Source organism: Pseudomonas sp. VD-NE ins (genome assembly GCF_031882575.1).
In the GTDB taxonomy this organism is placed as follows: Bacteria; Pseudomonadota; Gammaproteobacteria; order Pseudomonadales; family Pseudomonadaceae; genus Aquipseudomonas; species Aquipseudomonas fluorescens_BZ.
Genome location: NZ_CP134772.1, coordinates 948,005 through 963,315, shown reverse-complemented (window position 1 = coordinate 963,315; position 15,311 = coordinate 948,005). Strand labels below are relative to the sequence as shown.

The following is a 15,311-nucleotide window of genomic DNA, read 5'->3' as shown; positions in this document are numbered from 1 at the left end:
AGGCGTCTAAAACGTAGAAAATACGCTTGCTGAAACGTTTAATCTAGATTGATCGGCACGTTACTCGATAATGTCCCATCCTTGAAGTCCAACTTGTCGGATGCGCTGCGACAATAGTCGCCTGCCCTAATCGGGTAGGATTGGCGAAAATGTGGCGGCAAGCTCGAAAAAACAAGGAAATCCCGGGTTGAAACTCAGTGATATCGCGCGGTTGGCCGGAGTGTCCGTGACCACCGCCAGCTACGTCATCAACGGCAAGGCCGAACAGCAACGCATCAGCACCGCGACCGTCGAGCGGGTGCGGGCGGTGGTCGATCTGCACGGCTTCACGCCAAACCCTCAAGCGGCCGGGCTGCGCAGTCGGCATACGCGCACGCTGGGCTTTATTCTGCCGGATCTGGAAAACCCCAGTTACGCGCGGATCGCCAAACTGCTTGAGCAAGGTGCGCGGGCGCGCGGCTATCAGTTGCTGATCGCCAGTTCCGACGATGCACCGGACAGCGAGCGACAGTTGCTGCAACTGTTCCGCGCGCGTCGCTGTGATGCGCTGATCGTCGCCAGTTGCCTGCCGGCCGGCGATGACAGCTATCGGCAGCTACAGGCCAAAGGTCTGCCGATCATTGCCATCGACCGGGTCATGGAACCCGAGCACTTCTGCTCGGTGATCAGTGACGACCGCGAGGCCAGCCTGCACCTGACCCAGAGCCTGCTCGATCCGCAACCGAAGCAGATCGTACTGCTCGGCGCCCGTCCGGAACTGAGCATCAGTCAGGAACGTGCCGCCGGTTTCAAAGAGGCGCTGGTCGACTTCAAAGGCGAATTGCTGGTCGAACACGCCGAGTCTTTCAGTCGTGAGTGCGGCAAGCAATTGATGGAAGAACTCCTGCAACGTCTGGGACATTTGCCGGATGCACTGGTGACGACTTCCTACGTGCTGCTGCAAGGCGTGTTCGATGCATTGCATGACTTCCCGCTGAAATCGCGCCCGCTGCGCCTCGGCACCTTCGGCGATACGCAGTTGCTGGATTTCCTGCCGCTGCCGGTCAACGCCATGGCCCAGCAGCACCAATTGATAGCGGACAAGGCGCTGGAACTGGCGCTGGCCGCTGTCGAGCAGTCGGAATACAAGCCCGGCGTGCAAGCCATTGCGCGGACCTTCAAACAGCGTATTCACCGGGACTGAGCCGTGGAGCTGATCGACAGCCACACCCACCTCGATTTCCCCGATTTCGACGCCGATCGCTCGGCGTTGCTCGCCGAAAGCCGTGCCGTCGGGGTGCGGCGGATGGTGGTGTTGGGCGTTTATGAAGGCAATTGGCAACGGGTCTGGGATCTGGTGCAGAGCGATGCGGATCTGTACGCCGCGTTCGGCCTGCACCCGGTGTATCTCGATCAGCATCGTCCTGAGGATTTGTCGGCTTTGGGTGATTGGCTGACGCGGCTGCGTGGTCATCGGCAGTTGTGTGCGGTGGGCGAAATCGGTCTGGATTACTTCATTGAATCCCTCGATCGCGAGCGGCAACAGGCGCTGTTCGAAGCACAGCTGCAATTGGCGGCGGACTTCGAATTACCGGCATTAATCCACGTTCGCCGTAGTCATGCGGCGGTCATCGCTACGCTCAAACGCTTCAAGCTCAAACGCGCGGGAATCATCCACGCCTTCGCCGGCAGCCGTGAAGAAGCGCGGGAGTACATCAAACTCGGTTTCAAGCTGGGCCTGGGCGGCGCACCGACCTGGCCGCAGGCGTTGCGCATGCATCGGGTGCTGGCGGAACTGCCGCTGGATTCGATTGTGCTGGAAACCGATTCACCGGACATGGCACCTGCGATGTTTGCCGGTCAGCGCAACAGCCCGGCGCACTTGCCGGCGATTTGCGAGGCGCTGGCTGGACTGATGAATATCAGCCCGCAACAACTGGCCACGGCCAGTACCGCCAACAGCTGCGAAGTATTCGGTTGGTAATCAGTCGGCGTGCGCCTTGGCGGCCTCCAGAACCAGCGTCAGATGCTGACGCTGGCGCGCGTAACGGACGACCACGAAATATACGAAGATCGTGATCAGTGAAGCGTTCAGTTGTTCGGTGACGCTCAGCAGCCCCACCCATTCCATCACCAACGCCACCAGCAGCGCGGTGCACACCGTCACCGAAGCGCTGAAACGCAGCAGCGCCAGTGAATCGAGGGACTTGAAGCGTTTGATCTGTTGCGGGCAACGCAATTCCAGCGTTTGCTGGCAATGCTCGCAGGTGAACGGTTCATTGATCGAGATGGCATTGAGTTGCCACGGTTTGAGCAGCAGCGTGGTCTGGCAATGAGCACAACGGCCCTGGACTCCCAGAGTTGCGGCAGACATGAGCGGCCTCCTCTACACAAACGATTGGGTATGGATACTGGCTCATTGCTGGGGAAATGCCAGAGTCTGCAGAGAAACAGGATTGGGCTTACGGACCGAAGTGAAAAAGTACTACAAAAGGTTCTGACAAAACGCAAAACCCTGTGGGAGCGAGCCTGCTCGCGAAGGCGGTGTATCAGGTAACAGAGATGTCACTGCCAGATTGCATTCGCGAGCAGGCTCGCTCCCACAGTTTTTCGTGCGTGCCTCAGACGCGGAAGGCGCTGATCAGTTGTTTAAGCTCAACGACCTGGGCTGACAGCGCGCGGCTGGCATCTTCGGTCTGGTGCGCACCTTGCGCCGTGCGCTCGCCGGCGCGGTTGATTTCGACGATGTTCTGGTCGATGTCATGGGCCACCGCCGTTTGCTGTTCAACTGCAGCGGCAATCTGCTGGTTCTGATCGACGATCATGCCCACGGCCCCGAGGATATTCTCCAGCGCCTGCTGGACTTTTTCCGATTGCCCCACTGTGCCATTGGCCATCTGATGGCTGACGCCCATGGCTTTCACCGCCGCCCCGACGCCGCCATGCAGCTTGGCGATCATCTGTTCGATTTCTTCGGTCGATTGCTGGGTCCGCTTGGCCAGGGTGCGCACTTCGTCCGCCACCACGGCAAAACCACGTCCCTGCTCGCCGGCACGCGCCGCTTCGATCGCGGCATTAAGCGCCAGCAAGTTGGTCTGTTCGGCGATGCTCTTGATCACTTCCAGCACGCGACTGATGGCCTGGCTATCGCTCGCCAGTTGATTGATCACCAGCACCGACTGATCAATTTCACTGGCCAACGCAGCAATGCTGCCCTGCTGCGACTCGACCAGACCGCGACCACTGATGGTCTCGTCATTGACGCTGTGGGCACTGCTCACCGCCGCAGCGGCACTGCGCGCCACCTCCAGTGAGGTCGCCGACATCTGGTTCATCGCCGTCGCCACTTGCTCGATCTGCGTGCGTTGCCCGGCGACCGCTTGGTTGCTTTGCGCCGAGACGTTTTCAACCTGCCCGGCCTGGCGCTCGACCTCGCCGACGGTCTGCCCCACCCGCTCGATCAAGTCGTGAATCTTCTTCACCGTGCCATTGAACACTTCGCCCAACTCACCTAACTCATCGCGACTGCTGGCCTTGAAGTTGACCGTCATGTCCCCGGCCGCGACCTTGTCCATCATCGCCCCGAGGCGTTTCAGCGTGGTGCGGGTCGAGGCGTAGAAACCACCGTAGAGGTAGAAAATCAGCACGAACACCACCGACAGCGCCACGGCCTGCAAGAGCATGTGCGTGCGGTTTTGCGCCAGACGCTGCTGCAATTGGGTGTCGAGGAATTTGAGGGTGGCTTCGTTGAGCTGATAAGTCCGCTCGATCAACCCGGTGACCTGATCGTAAAACGCCTGCCACGGCGCATCGAGGGTATCGGCCATCACCACCTGCTCTTCGAACAGTTCACTGGCCTGTTTCAGCGAGGCCTTGCTGCTGTCGGCCGCTGTGCTGAGGTTTTCCCGCGCGGCTTTGCTGGAGCCGAGGGCGTCCTGCAGTTTCAAGCCGTATTCGGCCTGGAGTTTTTCGATCTGCACCAGCAACTCATCAAAACGCGTGCTTGAAGAGCTGTTGAGAAAACCCTGACCCAATGAATACGAGCCCATCGCTCGGCCTTCGCCGAGGGTTTGCGTGACGCTTGGGGTGATCAGGGTAATCAGCTCGCTGAGTTGACGGATGTCACTCTGATTATCGCGGCTGAGTCCGGCCTGGCTGGTGATGATCTGGCTGAAAATCTGCGCACTGGCCAGCAGTTTGCCGATCAACGCGCTTTTGCTCTGCAGCGAGTTTTCCGTTTGCTGGGCCTTGAACGCGGCGATCATTTCATCGCGTTTGCCATCGAATACTTTGATCTGCTCGGGATCGTCGGTCATCGCCGTCAGCCCTTGCAAGCGCGTCAAAACCGCTTGTTCGAGGGTGGTGATCTGCGACTCGATATTCCCGGCCTTGCCGGACTGGCCGAGGGTGACGTTGATCTGCACCAGGTTGTTGAGGGTTTCCAGGTCCCGGCGCAGGGCCAGGCTGCTGCCCAGCAGATCAAGGCTTTGCAGCTCGACGCGGGTGCCCTGGAACTCACGATAGGAATCGCGCACCAGACAGAAATTGGTCACCAGCATTGGCACCAGGAACAGCACGCTGATCAGACTGAACTTCATGCCGAAGCTCAGACGGTTCATCAGCGAGACGGCGGGATAGAGCAAGCTCTTCACTGGAAGTCTCCCTTGGTTTTTCTTGTTTTTATTGGCAGGCGCGGGGCGACAGCAGATAGCCACTATCGGGCGCCATCTCTGTATAGCTCAAATCGAAGGGAGGTTTTGTAACTTAAGGTTAACGGCATCGCAGCCCGCGAAACACACATCTCCTGCAGGAGCTGTCGCAGGCTGCGATCTTTTGATCTTTCTTTAAATCAGTGGATCAGAACTGTCCACAAGGCAAACCCGGCATACCACAGCACCGCCGCGCGCAGCAGCAGTTCCCACAGGCAATCTAGGGTGTTGATACCTTCCGGCCCGACCACGGGAGGTGGAATTTCGCCCGCCGCCAGACCGACCCGGTTGATCAGCTGCGCCGCGCTGATGTTCCAGTTGAGCAATTCATGCAGCATCACCCGGCTGACCGCAACAAAGTTGCCGACCAGTGCCAGGCTCGCCGCCAGCAAGCGCACCGGCAGCCAGTCGAAGGCATGCCGCAGTTGCGCCGCGCGCTCGACCAATGCCGGGTTCTGGCCGTGCTCCTGCGCCAGCGCCAACAGGCGATACGCCAATGCCGCTACCGGGCCGAGCACGAAATACCAGAAGATCACCGCAAAAAAGCTCTGGTAGGCCTGCCACAACAAATGCCCCTGCACACGTTCGAGCAACTGCTCGCCGCTGTCGGCGCAAATATCCAGATCGCGCTTGGCCACATGCGCCGCGGCCTGCAGATCCTCACGGCGCCAGGCATCGCGAAACGGCCCGAGACCGCCGAGCAAGTCGCCGCGCCCCAGACTGTAAATGACCACCAGCACATGCACCGGCAACGCCAGCAAACCGTAGGCAACCGGTTCCAGCACCACCAGCAACAGCGCCAGCAAGGCCACCGGAAACAGCACCAGAATTGTCAGCACCAGCCACGGCTGCTTCGCCAGCCGCTCGCTGCTTTCGAGCTTGTTCAGTTCGCGGATCCATCCGCCATCGCGTTGAACCCGATGACGCAGGGCCGAAAACTTCTCGATCCACAGCGCCAGCAGTAACACCAGAAAACTCATTGTCCTTCCTCTTGTGCCAGGGCTGCGCGGTAACGCGCCCAGTCGAATGCCGGGCCAGGATCGGTCTTACGCCCGGGTGCTATGTCGCTGTGCCCACAAATGCGGGCGCCGGTGATGGCCGGAAATGCGCTTTGCAACTGGCGGGTCAACGCCGTCAACGCCTGATACTGCGCGTCGGTGAACGGTAGATCATCGGTGCCTTCGAGCTCGATGCCCACGGAAAAATCGTTACAGGTTTCTCGCCCTTCAAAAATTGACACGCCGGCATGCCACGCGCGCTCAAGACAGGAGACAAACTGGGTGACCTTGCCGTCACGTTCAATCAGAAAATGCGCCGAGACGCGCAAGTCGACGATCCCTGCAAAGTAGGGATGTTCGGTGACATCCAGGCGATTCTGGAAAAATTCCTGCACCTTGCCTGTGGCGAACTGCGCCGGCGGCAGGCTGATGTTGTGGATGACCAACAGGGAAATTTCGCCCGCAGGGCGCTCATTGAAGTTGGGCGATGGGCAGACCTGCACCCCGTGACACCACCCGCTAGCGGGATCCAACTGCATACCGATTCCTTCAACGCCGACTGTGTTGGCGCCCAGTATGCCGTGATCGGCCCCCGGCGCGCGATCACTTGGCGCGATTGAGTCGCCGCAGATTGCCCAGCACCGACTCCAGCGCCCGGTCGAACAGCAAGGTGCCGTCCAGCGCACGCACCGCCCCGCGCTCGAATTCCATGGCCAGCGCGATGCGGCTGCGCTCCAGCACCTTCATGCCGGTGCGATCGACAAATACATACTTGCCGGTAGTTTCGATGATCGCCGCCAGTTTGCAGCGCAAACTGTGCTCATCGTCTTCCTGAAACGCCACCCAGCTGCCCAGGCGCAGTTGCTCGACCTGACGCAGACCGGCGGCGTCGTGGGGCAAGCGTACCGACATCAATGCCGTGCTGCTGTCGTCGGCGGTTTGCAGCACGATCTGCTGCGATACCTCGATCATCGGCGCGGCCTGATCAGCCTCAACGGAACGCTCCAGCACCTGCACATGCAGGGCTTCAAGCTCACTGAAAAACTCGCTGGTGGCGAACGGATCAAACGCCGAACTGGTCAGGCCATCCCGCAGCGACTTGAGCAATCCCGGCACCAGTGCCAGCAAGCGCAGGCTGGATTCAGCGTCGTCATGACGCTGCACACTCCAGATCAATTGCTCCATGGTTTGCACGTCGGCCTGCCATTCGGCTGACTGATCGCCATGCTTGAGGCAGGTCAGCAGAAGTACTTTGCTCCAGGCGTCCTGGACGAAGGTGACCACCGAGGGCGGCAGGGTTTTGCCCAGCAGTGCTTGATTCAGCGCCCGCTCGACCCGACGCCTTGCCAGTTCGGTCTTCGCTCGCCCCTCTTCGGCGTCACGCAGGCGCTGTTCTAGCAGCTCGCTGCGGCGGCGCTGATCGCTGGTGAACGCGAGAAAATCAGCCAGCAACTCGGAGAAAATCGCCGGATCATCGACAAAGTCAGTCAGCAGGCGCTGCACCACTTGCTCGATACGCAGGTACAAGCTGTCACGCGCGTCACCGTCACAATCGCCCCAGCCCATGGCCGCCTCGGCGATTTCATTGAGCAGGCGCCGCGCCGGATGCGTGCTGCGGCTGAAGAAACTCTTGTCGAGCACCGCGACCTTGAGCATCGGGATCTGCAGTCTAGCGATCAAGGCCTTGAGCGAATCCGGCACATTGCGGTCTTCAAGAATGCAGTCGAAGACCATGGCGATCAGGTTGATCACATCTTCGTTCGCATCGCCGACGATCCGCGATTTGCCGCTTCTGACGCTGACCCGGGTCAGCAGTTGTTCGAGCTGATTGCGCAGATCGAAGTCATCCTGCGCTGCCAATGCCGGTACGTACTGTTGCAAGTGCGAGAGCAGACGCAGCAGGTCGCGGGTGGAAATCGGTTGCGCCGCAACGCTGGGTTCCAGCGTCGGCGCGACACTGCCGCGCACCTGCGCGAGCAATTGTTGCAAGGCGGCGAAGACCTCCTGCACGCCTTCGTCGACGGGCGGGGTGTCGTCACTGTCCTCGCTGTTCACATTGGCGATCGCACGATCAATCGCACGGCGCGCCGGGGCCGCTTTCAGCTCGGGCAACACACCGGTAGCGAGCAGCAATTGATTGGCTTCAGCGTAAAGCTGCTCGGTGTCAGCCAATACATAGCGCTCGAACAGTTTGAGCAGGATCAGCTTGACCTTGATTTCCACGCCCAGGTTACGCCCGGCCTGGAGGAAAAACTCGCAGAGCAGCGTCGGGCCGAGCGGGTTGTGCTGATCGTCAAGGGTGTTGGCGAGCAGCGCGTTGAGGCGCGCGGTCAGTTGATCGAGCGCGAAGCCGTCACGCTTGAGTACGCGACCGACCATGGTCTCGACCGCCACGCTGCGCTCCATATCGTCGCTGCGGGGGGCCAACTCATCGTATATCAAGGCATGGGGCAACGTGTTGTGCGTGGGATCGTATTGCGTCAGACCGACGAAGGCTTCGAAAAATTGCTCAAGGAAGCCACGCTCGATGTTTTTGCGCTTGAGGCGCAAGTCGCGCATGGCTTCGAAAAAGATATTCTGCTCGACATCGTTGCGCGCCCGGTCGGCCATTTCGAACAGCGTGTCGTCAGCGTTATCGAACAGCTCCTGCAAGCCGTGGCGCAGTTGCTGGGCAGCCTTGTCGCGAACCTGAAGCAGAATCACAGGCAGGCGGGCGAGCGGCGAATGATTCGCCTGTTCGGCAGTGCCTTTGTGCAAAGGCACCACTTTCCCGTCGTTGTGCATCCAAGCCTCCTGAAACGGTGATTCGTTCGGTCAAGCCAACCCGGCCCCCTGTGGGAGCGAGCCTGCTCGCGATGGCGGTATATCAGCCGCAGCAATGTGACTGAAAGAATGCATTCGCGAGCAGGCTCGCTCCCACACGTTCAATCAGGACGTCAAAGCTATGACGTCAAATGCAAGGCGGATTATCTTTCATAACTTGTACCCGACGCCATAGCCGTCAGGGTTTCCCCTATGCCCTTTCAGTGACCATGTCCCGGCGCGGTTTGCTCAAAGAAAATCGACCGGATGCAGGCAAGCACGCGCGTTCTCGCCTTGGGTTGGCTCGCGCCATGCCCCTATAATCGAACCACTTTGTTTGTGGAGCCCGTTATGCCGAATCTACGTCTCGCCGATTTGACCGCCGAAATCGAAGCCAACGTGCGCCGTGCGTTGCTCGAAGACATCGGCAGCGGCGACATCACCGCCCAACTGATCCCCGCCGAACGTCTGGCCAAAGCCACCATCATTACCCGCGACGAGGCTGTCGTTTGCGGCACCGCTTGGGTCGATGCGGTGTTTCGTCAGCTTGATCCGCGCGTAGCGGTGCACTGGCAAGTGATCGATGGCGAACGGGTCAAGCCCAATCAGCCGCTGTTTCATCTGGAAGGCCCGGCCCGTTCGCTGCTGACCGGTGAGCGCAGTGCGCTGAACTTCCTGCAACTGCTCTCCGGTGTGGCCACGCGCGCGCAGTACCTGGCGGATTTCGTCGGTACCACTCAGGTCAAATTGCTCGACACCCGCAAAACCCTGCCGGGCTTGCGTCTGGCGCAGAAATACGCGGTGACCTGCGGTGGCTGCCACAACCATCGCATCGGCCTATACGACGCGTTCCTGATCAAGGAAAACCATATCGCCGCCAGCGGTGGCATTCCACAAGCCATTGCCGCCGCGCACAAGATCGCGCCGGGCAAACCGGTGGAAGTCGAGGTGGAAAGCCTGGATGAACTGAAAGAAGCGCTGGCTGCTGGCGCCGACATCATCATGCTCGACGAACTGAGTCTGGACGACATGCGCGAAGCCGTGCGCCTGAACGGTGGCCAGGCAAAACTGGAAGCCAGCGGCGGCATCAACGAAAGCACGCTGCTGCCGATCGCCGAAACCGGAGTGGATTACATCTCGATCGGTGCGATGACCAAGGATGTCAAAGCGGTGGATCTGTCGATGCGACTCAGCCTATAACGGCAGCGACAAGATGCGAGCTACAAGCTGCAAGCCACAACGCTTTTGCTTTGACTTGCAGCTTGCCGCTTGAAACTCGTAGCTGCTCTTATACGACGAGATTATTCATCTCGCAGTACTCATCCCACTCGACACCCAGTACTTCGGCCGCCTCTTTGTGCAGAACGAGGCGCTGCGCCTCGAACTCCTCCGGCGTGCTCGTGTACTTGAGTGTCAGCTCCCACGGCTGCAAGCCCTGCGCTTCGGCTTCGTCTTCGAAGGCCCACTGAATCTGATCTTTCTGATCATCAGGACTGAGGTCCTTGATCTCTTCCTTCAGGTCCGGTACGTCCAGAATGTACTTTTCCAGCGCCTGTTCGTGACGTTGCTCTTGAGTTAATTCGGTCATGGCGTTCTCGCTGATCGTAAGAATGGAGGATGGATCTGGATCATCAAGGATCTCTCTGACGCGGATTTGTCCGGCCTTCGGAACCATTCGGGATCATCTGAAAACTGCTGGGCGATGCTCATGCAGGCACCGAATATAGGACGTTTGCATGACGAATTACACGGCTCTTTACATCTCTCTCACAAAAAGCTGACCTGCGGAACATAAATGCGGATTCCGAGTCATAGCGATGTGCCACTTCGGCACACCTCTTCGCTGTTCACAAGGATACCCAGTGATGCGCAGCTTCTCGAAAATCTCTTCTGTTGTGCCTGCCACCGCTCTGTTCGCCGCTTTGGTTGTGCCGGCCAGTGCAATGGCTGTTGAATTGAGTAACAGCAGCGCTTCCTACGGCGACAAGGTTTCGCTGATCCACAACGACTACGGCAAAGACGTGGTGATCAGAAGCGATGTCAGCATCGATGACCTGAGAAAAATGCGCGATACCATCAGCGAGCAATCGCGCCAGATCGATGAACTCAAACGCAGCAGCGGTTCGAGTTCAAGCTCCAGTGGCAAGGAAATCGATGATCTGAAAAACAAGGTCAAAGACCAGGACCGTGAACTGGACACGCTCGGTCGTCAGGTCGAAGACCTCAAACGCAACAGTGGCTCCAGTTCCAACTCGAACAGCAGCGAGATTTCGAATCTGAAGCAGAAAATCAACGATCAGGATCGGGCTATGGATCAGCTCAAACGTACCGTCGAGGATCTGAGCCGCAAGGTGAAATAAGAGAAGTGGTGCCCGAGACAGGAACCTAATCCAGGCCGAAAACGCCAGCACCTATTGGACAAACAGCGCTGGCGCTCACACCGATGGACTAAACGATGTACTTTTTATGAAGCGCTGGCCCTCCGAGCGAGGGCCAGATACTCAGTTGGATGACTCGGAAGGTTTGAGCTTTAGACGAGTCGAATCGTATATCCGCATGATGCCTTTTTGGCACGGCTTCTCCACGAATTTCCAAATGAACGCAGCAAATGCGATCGAGGTTAAGGCTACGAACCAGAACCTAGTGTAAGGCCCGTAGTCAGCCAGCAACTGTTCCTGCGTTGTCAGGCGAATCACGACCTGGTGGATCAGGTAAACGGAAAAACTGATCTCGCCCAAAAACACTAGGGGCCGCCACGACAGGGCGCGAGAAACAAACCCTCTGTCCATATAGAAGCATGTGATAACGGCGGCGAAGAGCAGCGCCATTGATGTGTGCCGAACAAATTCAGAGAACGCAATATAAGAAGCACCAACGAAAACCGAAGCTGAAGAGCTTAAGATCGGCGTCAAAAAGACAATTGCCAGAATTGCCGAAACTTCAAGAAAGGTAGCAGTACTTTTATTAACTACGCCAAGTTGAAAGCCAGATAAAAGTCGCTGACATACAATGCCAAGCATGAACTCTTGAATTCGACTAATCGGGCTGATGTAAACCAAACCATGCGATGAAACTTTATTAAGTTTATCTGCCGCGTAATAGACGATGCCGAGTGCATCTAGCGAGTAGGCAAACAGGCCGCCAAACGCAATTGCCGCGCAGAGCTTAAGCGCAGGGTTGCTGGAGAACCAAAGCAGTAACAACGGGAACGCCATATAAAAGAATATCTCTGTGGAAATACTCCAGGAGACGGCATTGAAAGAGAAGTAAACGTCAGGGATTGGAACCGCAGCATGAAGCATCAGCAAGTTCAAAATCAGGATATAGACGTTGTTTGCAGAATCTAGCAACTCGCGCTGATAAGGAATGCACGCCAGTAGCATCAATGTGCAAAATGCGTGTGCCGGCCATAGCCGAGCAAATCGGGCAACGTAAAACCTAGACAGCCCACTACGAATTCCTTTTTCCGAATAAACGTGAGAAAGAATGAACCCGGACAAAACGAAGAAGAAAGTTACCCCTGCATCAAGCGGCAGTCCACTCAAGAATTCCGGGGGAAAGAAATTTCCTTTTGCGTGATGAATAAGGATCGCGAATGCCGCAAAAAATCGGAGGGCTGTTAGCCCCCCAATCTGCTTTGTACTCATTATGTGACATACCCTGTCGTTTGAATTTTTCCGGATACTATCACGATTGCATCTTGCCACTGGCCGCCAGGCGATCAGGTGCCAGACAGGAACACGCGGCCTCGTACCAGCCATTGAAGGAGTATGTCGTGCCATTGGCGATAGCACTTGTGTTGTCGTTCTTGAAGATCCGAACGCTCGACCCGCCGGAAATGATCCTTCCCTGCATGGAGAGCCCATTCACGCTATCGCTGCCAGATAGCTGATACGGGAATGCTGCAGAGGTGGCGAAAGTAGATTTGGTGCCCGAGACAGGAATCGAACCTGCGACCTTCGCGTTACGAGTGCGCTGCTCTACCGGCTGAGCTACACGGGCGGTGGGCTAAACCTAGCACCGGTTCTGAAGTCCGGCAACTTCGCAGAATGTCTCGATATTTCGCAGACAAAAAAATGCCCCGCCGTTTTCACGGCGGGGCATTTTCATTGCGCTAAAGCCTGGGGGTGATTAAACGCCCGAAGCCTTGGCCGCTGCCACGTCTTTGATGGACAGCTTGATACGGCCGCGGTTGTCCACGTCCAGTACCAGCACTTCCACTTCCTGGCCTTCTTTCAGGATGTCGGTCACTTTCTCTACGCGAGCGTCGCTCAGCATCGAGATGTGCACCAGACCGTCCTTGCCCGGCAGGATGTTGACGAATGCGCCGAAGTCGACGATGCGCTCAACCTTGCCCACGTAGATCTTGCCGATCTCGGCTTCAGCGGTGATGCCCAGAACGCGCTGACGTGCTGCTTCAGCCGCTTCCTTGGTTTCGCCGAAGATCTTGATCGAACCGTCGTCTTCGATGTCGATCGAAGCCTTGGTTTCTTCGCAGATCGCACGGATGGTCGCGCCACCTTTACCGATAACGTCACGGATCTTGTCGGTGTCGATCTTCATCGCGATCATGGTCGGAGCGTTGGCCGACAGTTCGGTACGCGACTGGCCGATGATCTGGTTCATCTGACCGAGGATGTTCAGGCGCGCTTCCAGGGCTTGGCCCAGAGCGATTTCCATGATCTCTTCGGTGATGCCCTTGATCTTGATGTCCATCTGCAGCGCAGTAACACCTTTGGCGGTACCGGCCACTTTGAAGTCCATGTCGCCCAGGTGATCTTCGTCACCGAGGATGTCGGTCAGGACGGCGAACTTCTCGCCTTCTTTAACCAGACCCATGGCGATACCGGCAACCGGCGCCTTCATCGGCACACCAGCGTCCATCAGGGCCAGGGAAGCGCCGCAAACGGAAGCCATCGAGCTCGAACCGTTGGATTCGGTGATTTCCGAAACCACACGGATGGTGTACGGGAACACGTCAGCGGCTGGCAGCATGGCCGAAACCGAACGACGGGCCAGACGGCCGTGACCGATTTCACGACGACCAGCACCACCCATGCGACCACACTCGCCTACCGAGAACGGAGGGAAGTTGTAGTGCAGCATGAACGGGTCTTTTTTCTCGCCTTCCAGGGTGTCCAGCAGCTGTGCGTCACGGGCGGTGCCCAGAGTCGCGACTACCAGAGCCTGGGTTTCACCACGGGTGAACAGCGCCGAACCGTGAGTCTTCGGCAGAACGCCGACTTCGATGTTCAGCGGACGTACGGTTTTGGTGTCGCGACCGTCGATACGTGGCTTGCCGTTTACGATGTTTTCGCGAACGGTGCGGTATTCGATTTCACCGAAAGCGGCTTTGACTTCGCTGGAAGAAGGCTGGCCTTCTTCACCGGACAGCTTGGCAACGACCTGATCCTTCAGCTCACCCAGGCGAGCGTAACGGTCGGCCTTGACGGTGATGGTGTAAGCCTGGGAGATCGCTTCGCCGAACTCGGCACGGATAGCGCCCAGCAGTTCGGTGGCTTCTGGAGCCGGAGCCCAGGTCCAGGTTGGTTTTGCAGCTTCAGCGGCCAGTTCTTTAACCGCGTTGATCACAACCTGGAATTCGTCGTGAGCAAACAGTACCGCGCCCAGCATCTGGTCTTCGGTCAGCTCTTTGGCTTCCGATTCAACCATCAGAACGGCGTCGGAAGTACCGGCAACGACCATGTCCAGGCTCGAAGCAGCTTGCTGCTCGTAAGTCGGGTTCAGCAGGTAGCCGGTGCTTTCGTGGAAAGCTACACGAGCGGCGCCGATCGGGCCGTCGAACGGGATGCCCGAGATGGCCAGGGCAGCCGAGGTACCGATCATCGCAGCGATGTCCGGATCGGTCTTCTTGCTGGTGGAAACGACGGTGCAGACAACCTGCACTTCGTTCATGAAACCTTCTGGGAACAGCGGACGGATCGGACGGTCGATCAGTCGGGAAGTCAGGGTTTCTTTCTCGGAAGGACGGCCTTCACGCTTGAAGAAACCGCCAGGGATCTTACCGGCAGCGTAAGTCTTTTCCTGGTAGTGAACGGACAGAGGGAAGAAGCCCTTGCCTGGATCGGCTTGCTTGGCACCGACTACAGTCACCAATACGCTGACGTCGTCGTCAACGGTGACCAATACTGCGCCGGAGGCCTGACGGGCGATACGGCCAGTCTCGAGGGTAACGGTCGATTGACCGAACTGGAATTTTTTGATTACCGGGTTCACGGTGTCCTACCTTCTTTGTGGCTCTTGGGGGAACTGGTTTCTTGCGAATTCTTGGGCAATGTCGGGAATCGGCCCAACGCCTGTCCAGGGTAAAACGTGTATCCAGATAAAACTTGAGGCTGGGAGCCTGCAAGGCGCCAGCGGTAAACCGCAGACGTCTGGCAGACAACCAACCTCATAGCGCAATCGCTGATTAGCGACGCAGACCCAGGCGAGCGATCAGAGCGCTGTAACGGCTCACGTCCTTGCCTTTCAGGTAGTCCAGCAGCTTGCGACGCTGGTTTACCATGCGGATCAGACCACGACGGGAGTGGTGATCTTTACCGTTGGCCTTGAAGTGACCTTGCAGTTTGTTGATGTTGTGGGTCAGCAGTGCAACTTGCACTTCTGGCGAACCGGTGTCACCAACAGCTTGCTGGTAGTCAGCAACGATTTGAGCTTTTTCTTGAACGTCGAGAGCCATGAGGCAATCCTTTTATCAGGAAACTGTTTCAGAGAAACAGCTTCAACAGGCCAGGGACAAATCCCTGTATCTATAAATGAGTCGTGACCGTGCCTGTTAACAGCCACACTCGCCGACCTGCTG

At 57.8% G+C, this 15,311-nt stretch carries 13 protein-coding genes and 1 tRNA gene; 4 read left to right on the top strand and 10 right to left on the bottom strand.

From position 1 onward, the window contains the following. The first annotated feature begins 187 nt into the window (after positions 1-187). Both cra and RMV17_RS04055 read left to right on the top strand, forming a co-directional pair. On the top strand, positions 188-1,183 hold the full coding sequence (gene cra / locus RMV17_RS04060; RefSeq protein ID WP_311885839.1) for a catabolite repressor/activator: 996 nt from the start codon (positions 188-190) through the stop codon (positions 1,181-1,183). A 3-nt stretch (positions 1,184-1,186) separates the two neighbouring features. Next, positions 1,187-1,963 carry a TatD family hydrolase gene (locus tag RMV17_RS04055; protein WP_034154431.1) on the top strand — a complete coding sequence of 259 codons (777 nt, stop codon included), beginning with the start codon at positions 1,187-1,189 and terminating at the stop codon, positions 1,961-1,963. On the opposite strand, the gene RMV17_RS04050 is transcribed toward RMV17_RS04055, so the two are convergent. The 5 genes from RMV17_RS04050 to RMV17_RS04030 all read right to left on the bottom strand — a co-directional run bounded on the left by RMV17_RS04050 (position 1,964) and on the right by RMV17_RS04030 (position 8,470). Beyond that, on the bottom strand, positions 1,964-2,353 hold the full coding sequence (locus tag RMV17_RS04050) for a hypothetical protein (protein WP_311885836.1): 390 nt from the start codon (positions 2,351-2,353) through the stop codon (positions 1,964-1,966). Between the two features lie 247 nt (positions 2,354-2,600). Then, positions 2,601-4,631: a methyl-accepting chemotaxis protein gene (locus RMV17_RS04045; protein ID WP_311885834.1), complete on the bottom strand. Its 2,031-nt coding sequence runs from the start codon at positions 4,629-4,631 to the stop codon at positions 2,601-2,603. 197 nt (positions 4,632-4,828) lie between these two features. Next, positions 4,829-5,668, bottom strand: coding sequence for a regulatory signaling modulator protein AmpE (gene ampE, locus RMV17_RS04040; protein ID WP_311885832.1), 840 nt, complete (start codon positions 5,666-5,668; stop codon positions 4,829-4,831). Next, positions 5,665-6,225: a 1,6-anhydro-N-acetylmuramyl-L-alanine amidase AmpD gene (gene ampD, locus RMV17_RS04035; RefSeq protein WP_311885830.1), complete on the bottom strand. Its 561-nt coding sequence runs from the start codon at positions 6,223-6,225 to the stop codon at positions 5,665-5,667. The genes ampE and ampD overlap by 4 nt, the downstream gene beginning before the upstream one ends. Positions 6,226-6,289: 64 nt before the next feature. Then, a complete protein-coding gene (locus tag RMV17_RS04030) occupies positions 6,290-8,470 on the bottom strand; it encodes a DUF1631 domain-containing protein (protein WP_311885828.1) in 2,181 nt (726 codons plus the stop codon). A 369-nt stretch (positions 8,471-8,839) separates the two neighbouring features. Here RMV17_RS04030 and nadC point away from each other — a divergent pair, with 369 nt between their 5' ends. After that, positions 8,840-9,688: a carboxylating nicotinate-nucleotide diphosphorylase gene (nadC, locus tag RMV17_RS04025; protein ID WP_311885826.1), complete on the top strand. Its 849-nt coding sequence runs from the start codon at positions 8,840-8,842 to the stop codon at positions 9,686-9,688. An 88-nt stretch (positions 9,689-9,776) separates the two neighbouring features. Here nadC and RMV17_RS04020 read toward each other — a convergent pair whose 3' ends face one another. Continuing rightward, on the bottom strand, positions 9,777-10,076 hold the full coding sequence (locus RMV17_RS04020) for a DUF6388 family protein (protein ID WP_034154593.1): 300 nt from the start codon (positions 10,074-10,076) through the stop codon (positions 9,777-9,779). A gap of 277 nt (positions 10,077-10,353) precedes the next feature. Here RMV17_RS04020 and RMV17_RS04015 point away from each other — a divergent pair, with 277 nt between their 5' ends. Continuing rightward, entirely contained in the window at positions 10,354-10,848 is a 495-nt protein-coding gene (locus RMV17_RS04015) for a hypothetical protein (RefSeq protein ID WP_311885823.1), read from the top strand. A gap of 141 nt (positions 10,849-10,989) precedes the next feature. Here RMV17_RS04015 and RMV17_RS04010 read toward each other — a convergent pair whose 3' ends face one another. The 4 genes from RMV17_RS04010 to rpsO form a co-directional block, all read right to left on the bottom strand. After that, positions 10,990-12,135 (bottom strand): acyltransferase, encoded by a 1,146-nt coding sequence (locus RMV17_RS04010; RefSeq protein ID WP_311885820.1) that lies wholly within the window; start codon positions 12,133-12,135, stop codon positions 10,990-10,992. Between the two features lie 279 nt (positions 12,136-12,414). Continuing rightward, positions 12,415-12,490: transfer RNA gene (locus tag RMV17_RS04005), tRNA-Thr, on the bottom strand. A gap of 129 nt (positions 12,491-12,619) precedes the next feature. Then, the gene (pnp, locus tag RMV17_RS04000; protein WP_007915263.1) at positions 12,620-14,725 is read right to left on the bottom strand and encodes a polyribonucleotide nucleotidyltransferase; all 2,106 of its coding nucleotides are present in this window, start codon (positions 14,723-14,725) and stop codon (positions 12,620-12,622) included. 193 nt (positions 14,726-14,918) lie between these two features. After that, a complete protein-coding gene (gene rpsO, locus RMV17_RS03995; protein WP_003197723.1) occupies positions 14,919-15,188 on the bottom strand; it encodes a 30S ribosomal protein S15 in 270 nt (89 codons plus the stop codon). Positions 15,189-15,311: the final 123 nt, after the last annotated feature.

Bases quoted from the DNA above. Each gene is read 5' to 3' on its own strand.
- ampE (WP_311885832.1), bottom strand. From the start codon at position 5,668: ATGAGTTTTCTGGTGTTACTGCTGGCGCTGTGGATCGAGAAGTTTTCG.
- RMV17_RS04015 (WP_311885823.1), top strand. From the start codon at position 10,354: ATGCGCAGCTTCTCGAAAATCTCTTCTGTTGTGCCTGCCACCGCTCTG.
- RMV17_RS04050 (WP_311885836.1), bottom strand. From the start codon at position 2,353: ATGTCTGCCGCAACTCTGGGAGTCCAGGGCCGTTGTGCTCATTGCCAG.
- nadC (WP_311885826.1), top strand. From the start codon at position 8,840: ATGCCGAATCTACGTCTCGCCGATTTGACCGCCGAAATCGAAGCCAAC.
- RMV17_RS04010 (WP_311885820.1), bottom strand. From the start codon at position 12,135: ATGAGTACAAAGCAGATTGGGGGGCTAACAGCCCTCCGATTTTTTGCG.
- RMV17_RS04020 (WP_034154593.1), bottom strand. From the start codon at position 10,076: ATGACCGAATTAACTCAAGAGCAACGTCACGAACAGGCGCTGGAAAAG.
- rpsO (WP_003197723.1), bottom strand. From the start codon at position 15,188: ATGGCTCTCGACGTTCAAGAAAAAGCTCAAATCGTTGCTGACTACCAG.
- RMV17_RS04030 (WP_311885828.1), bottom strand. From the start codon at position 8,470: ATGCACAACGACGGGAAAGTGGTGCCTTTGCACAAAGGCACTGCCGAA.
- ampD (WP_311885830.1), bottom strand. From the start codon at position 6,225: ATGCAGTTGGATCCCGCTAGCGGGTGGTGTCACGGGGTGCAGGTCTGC.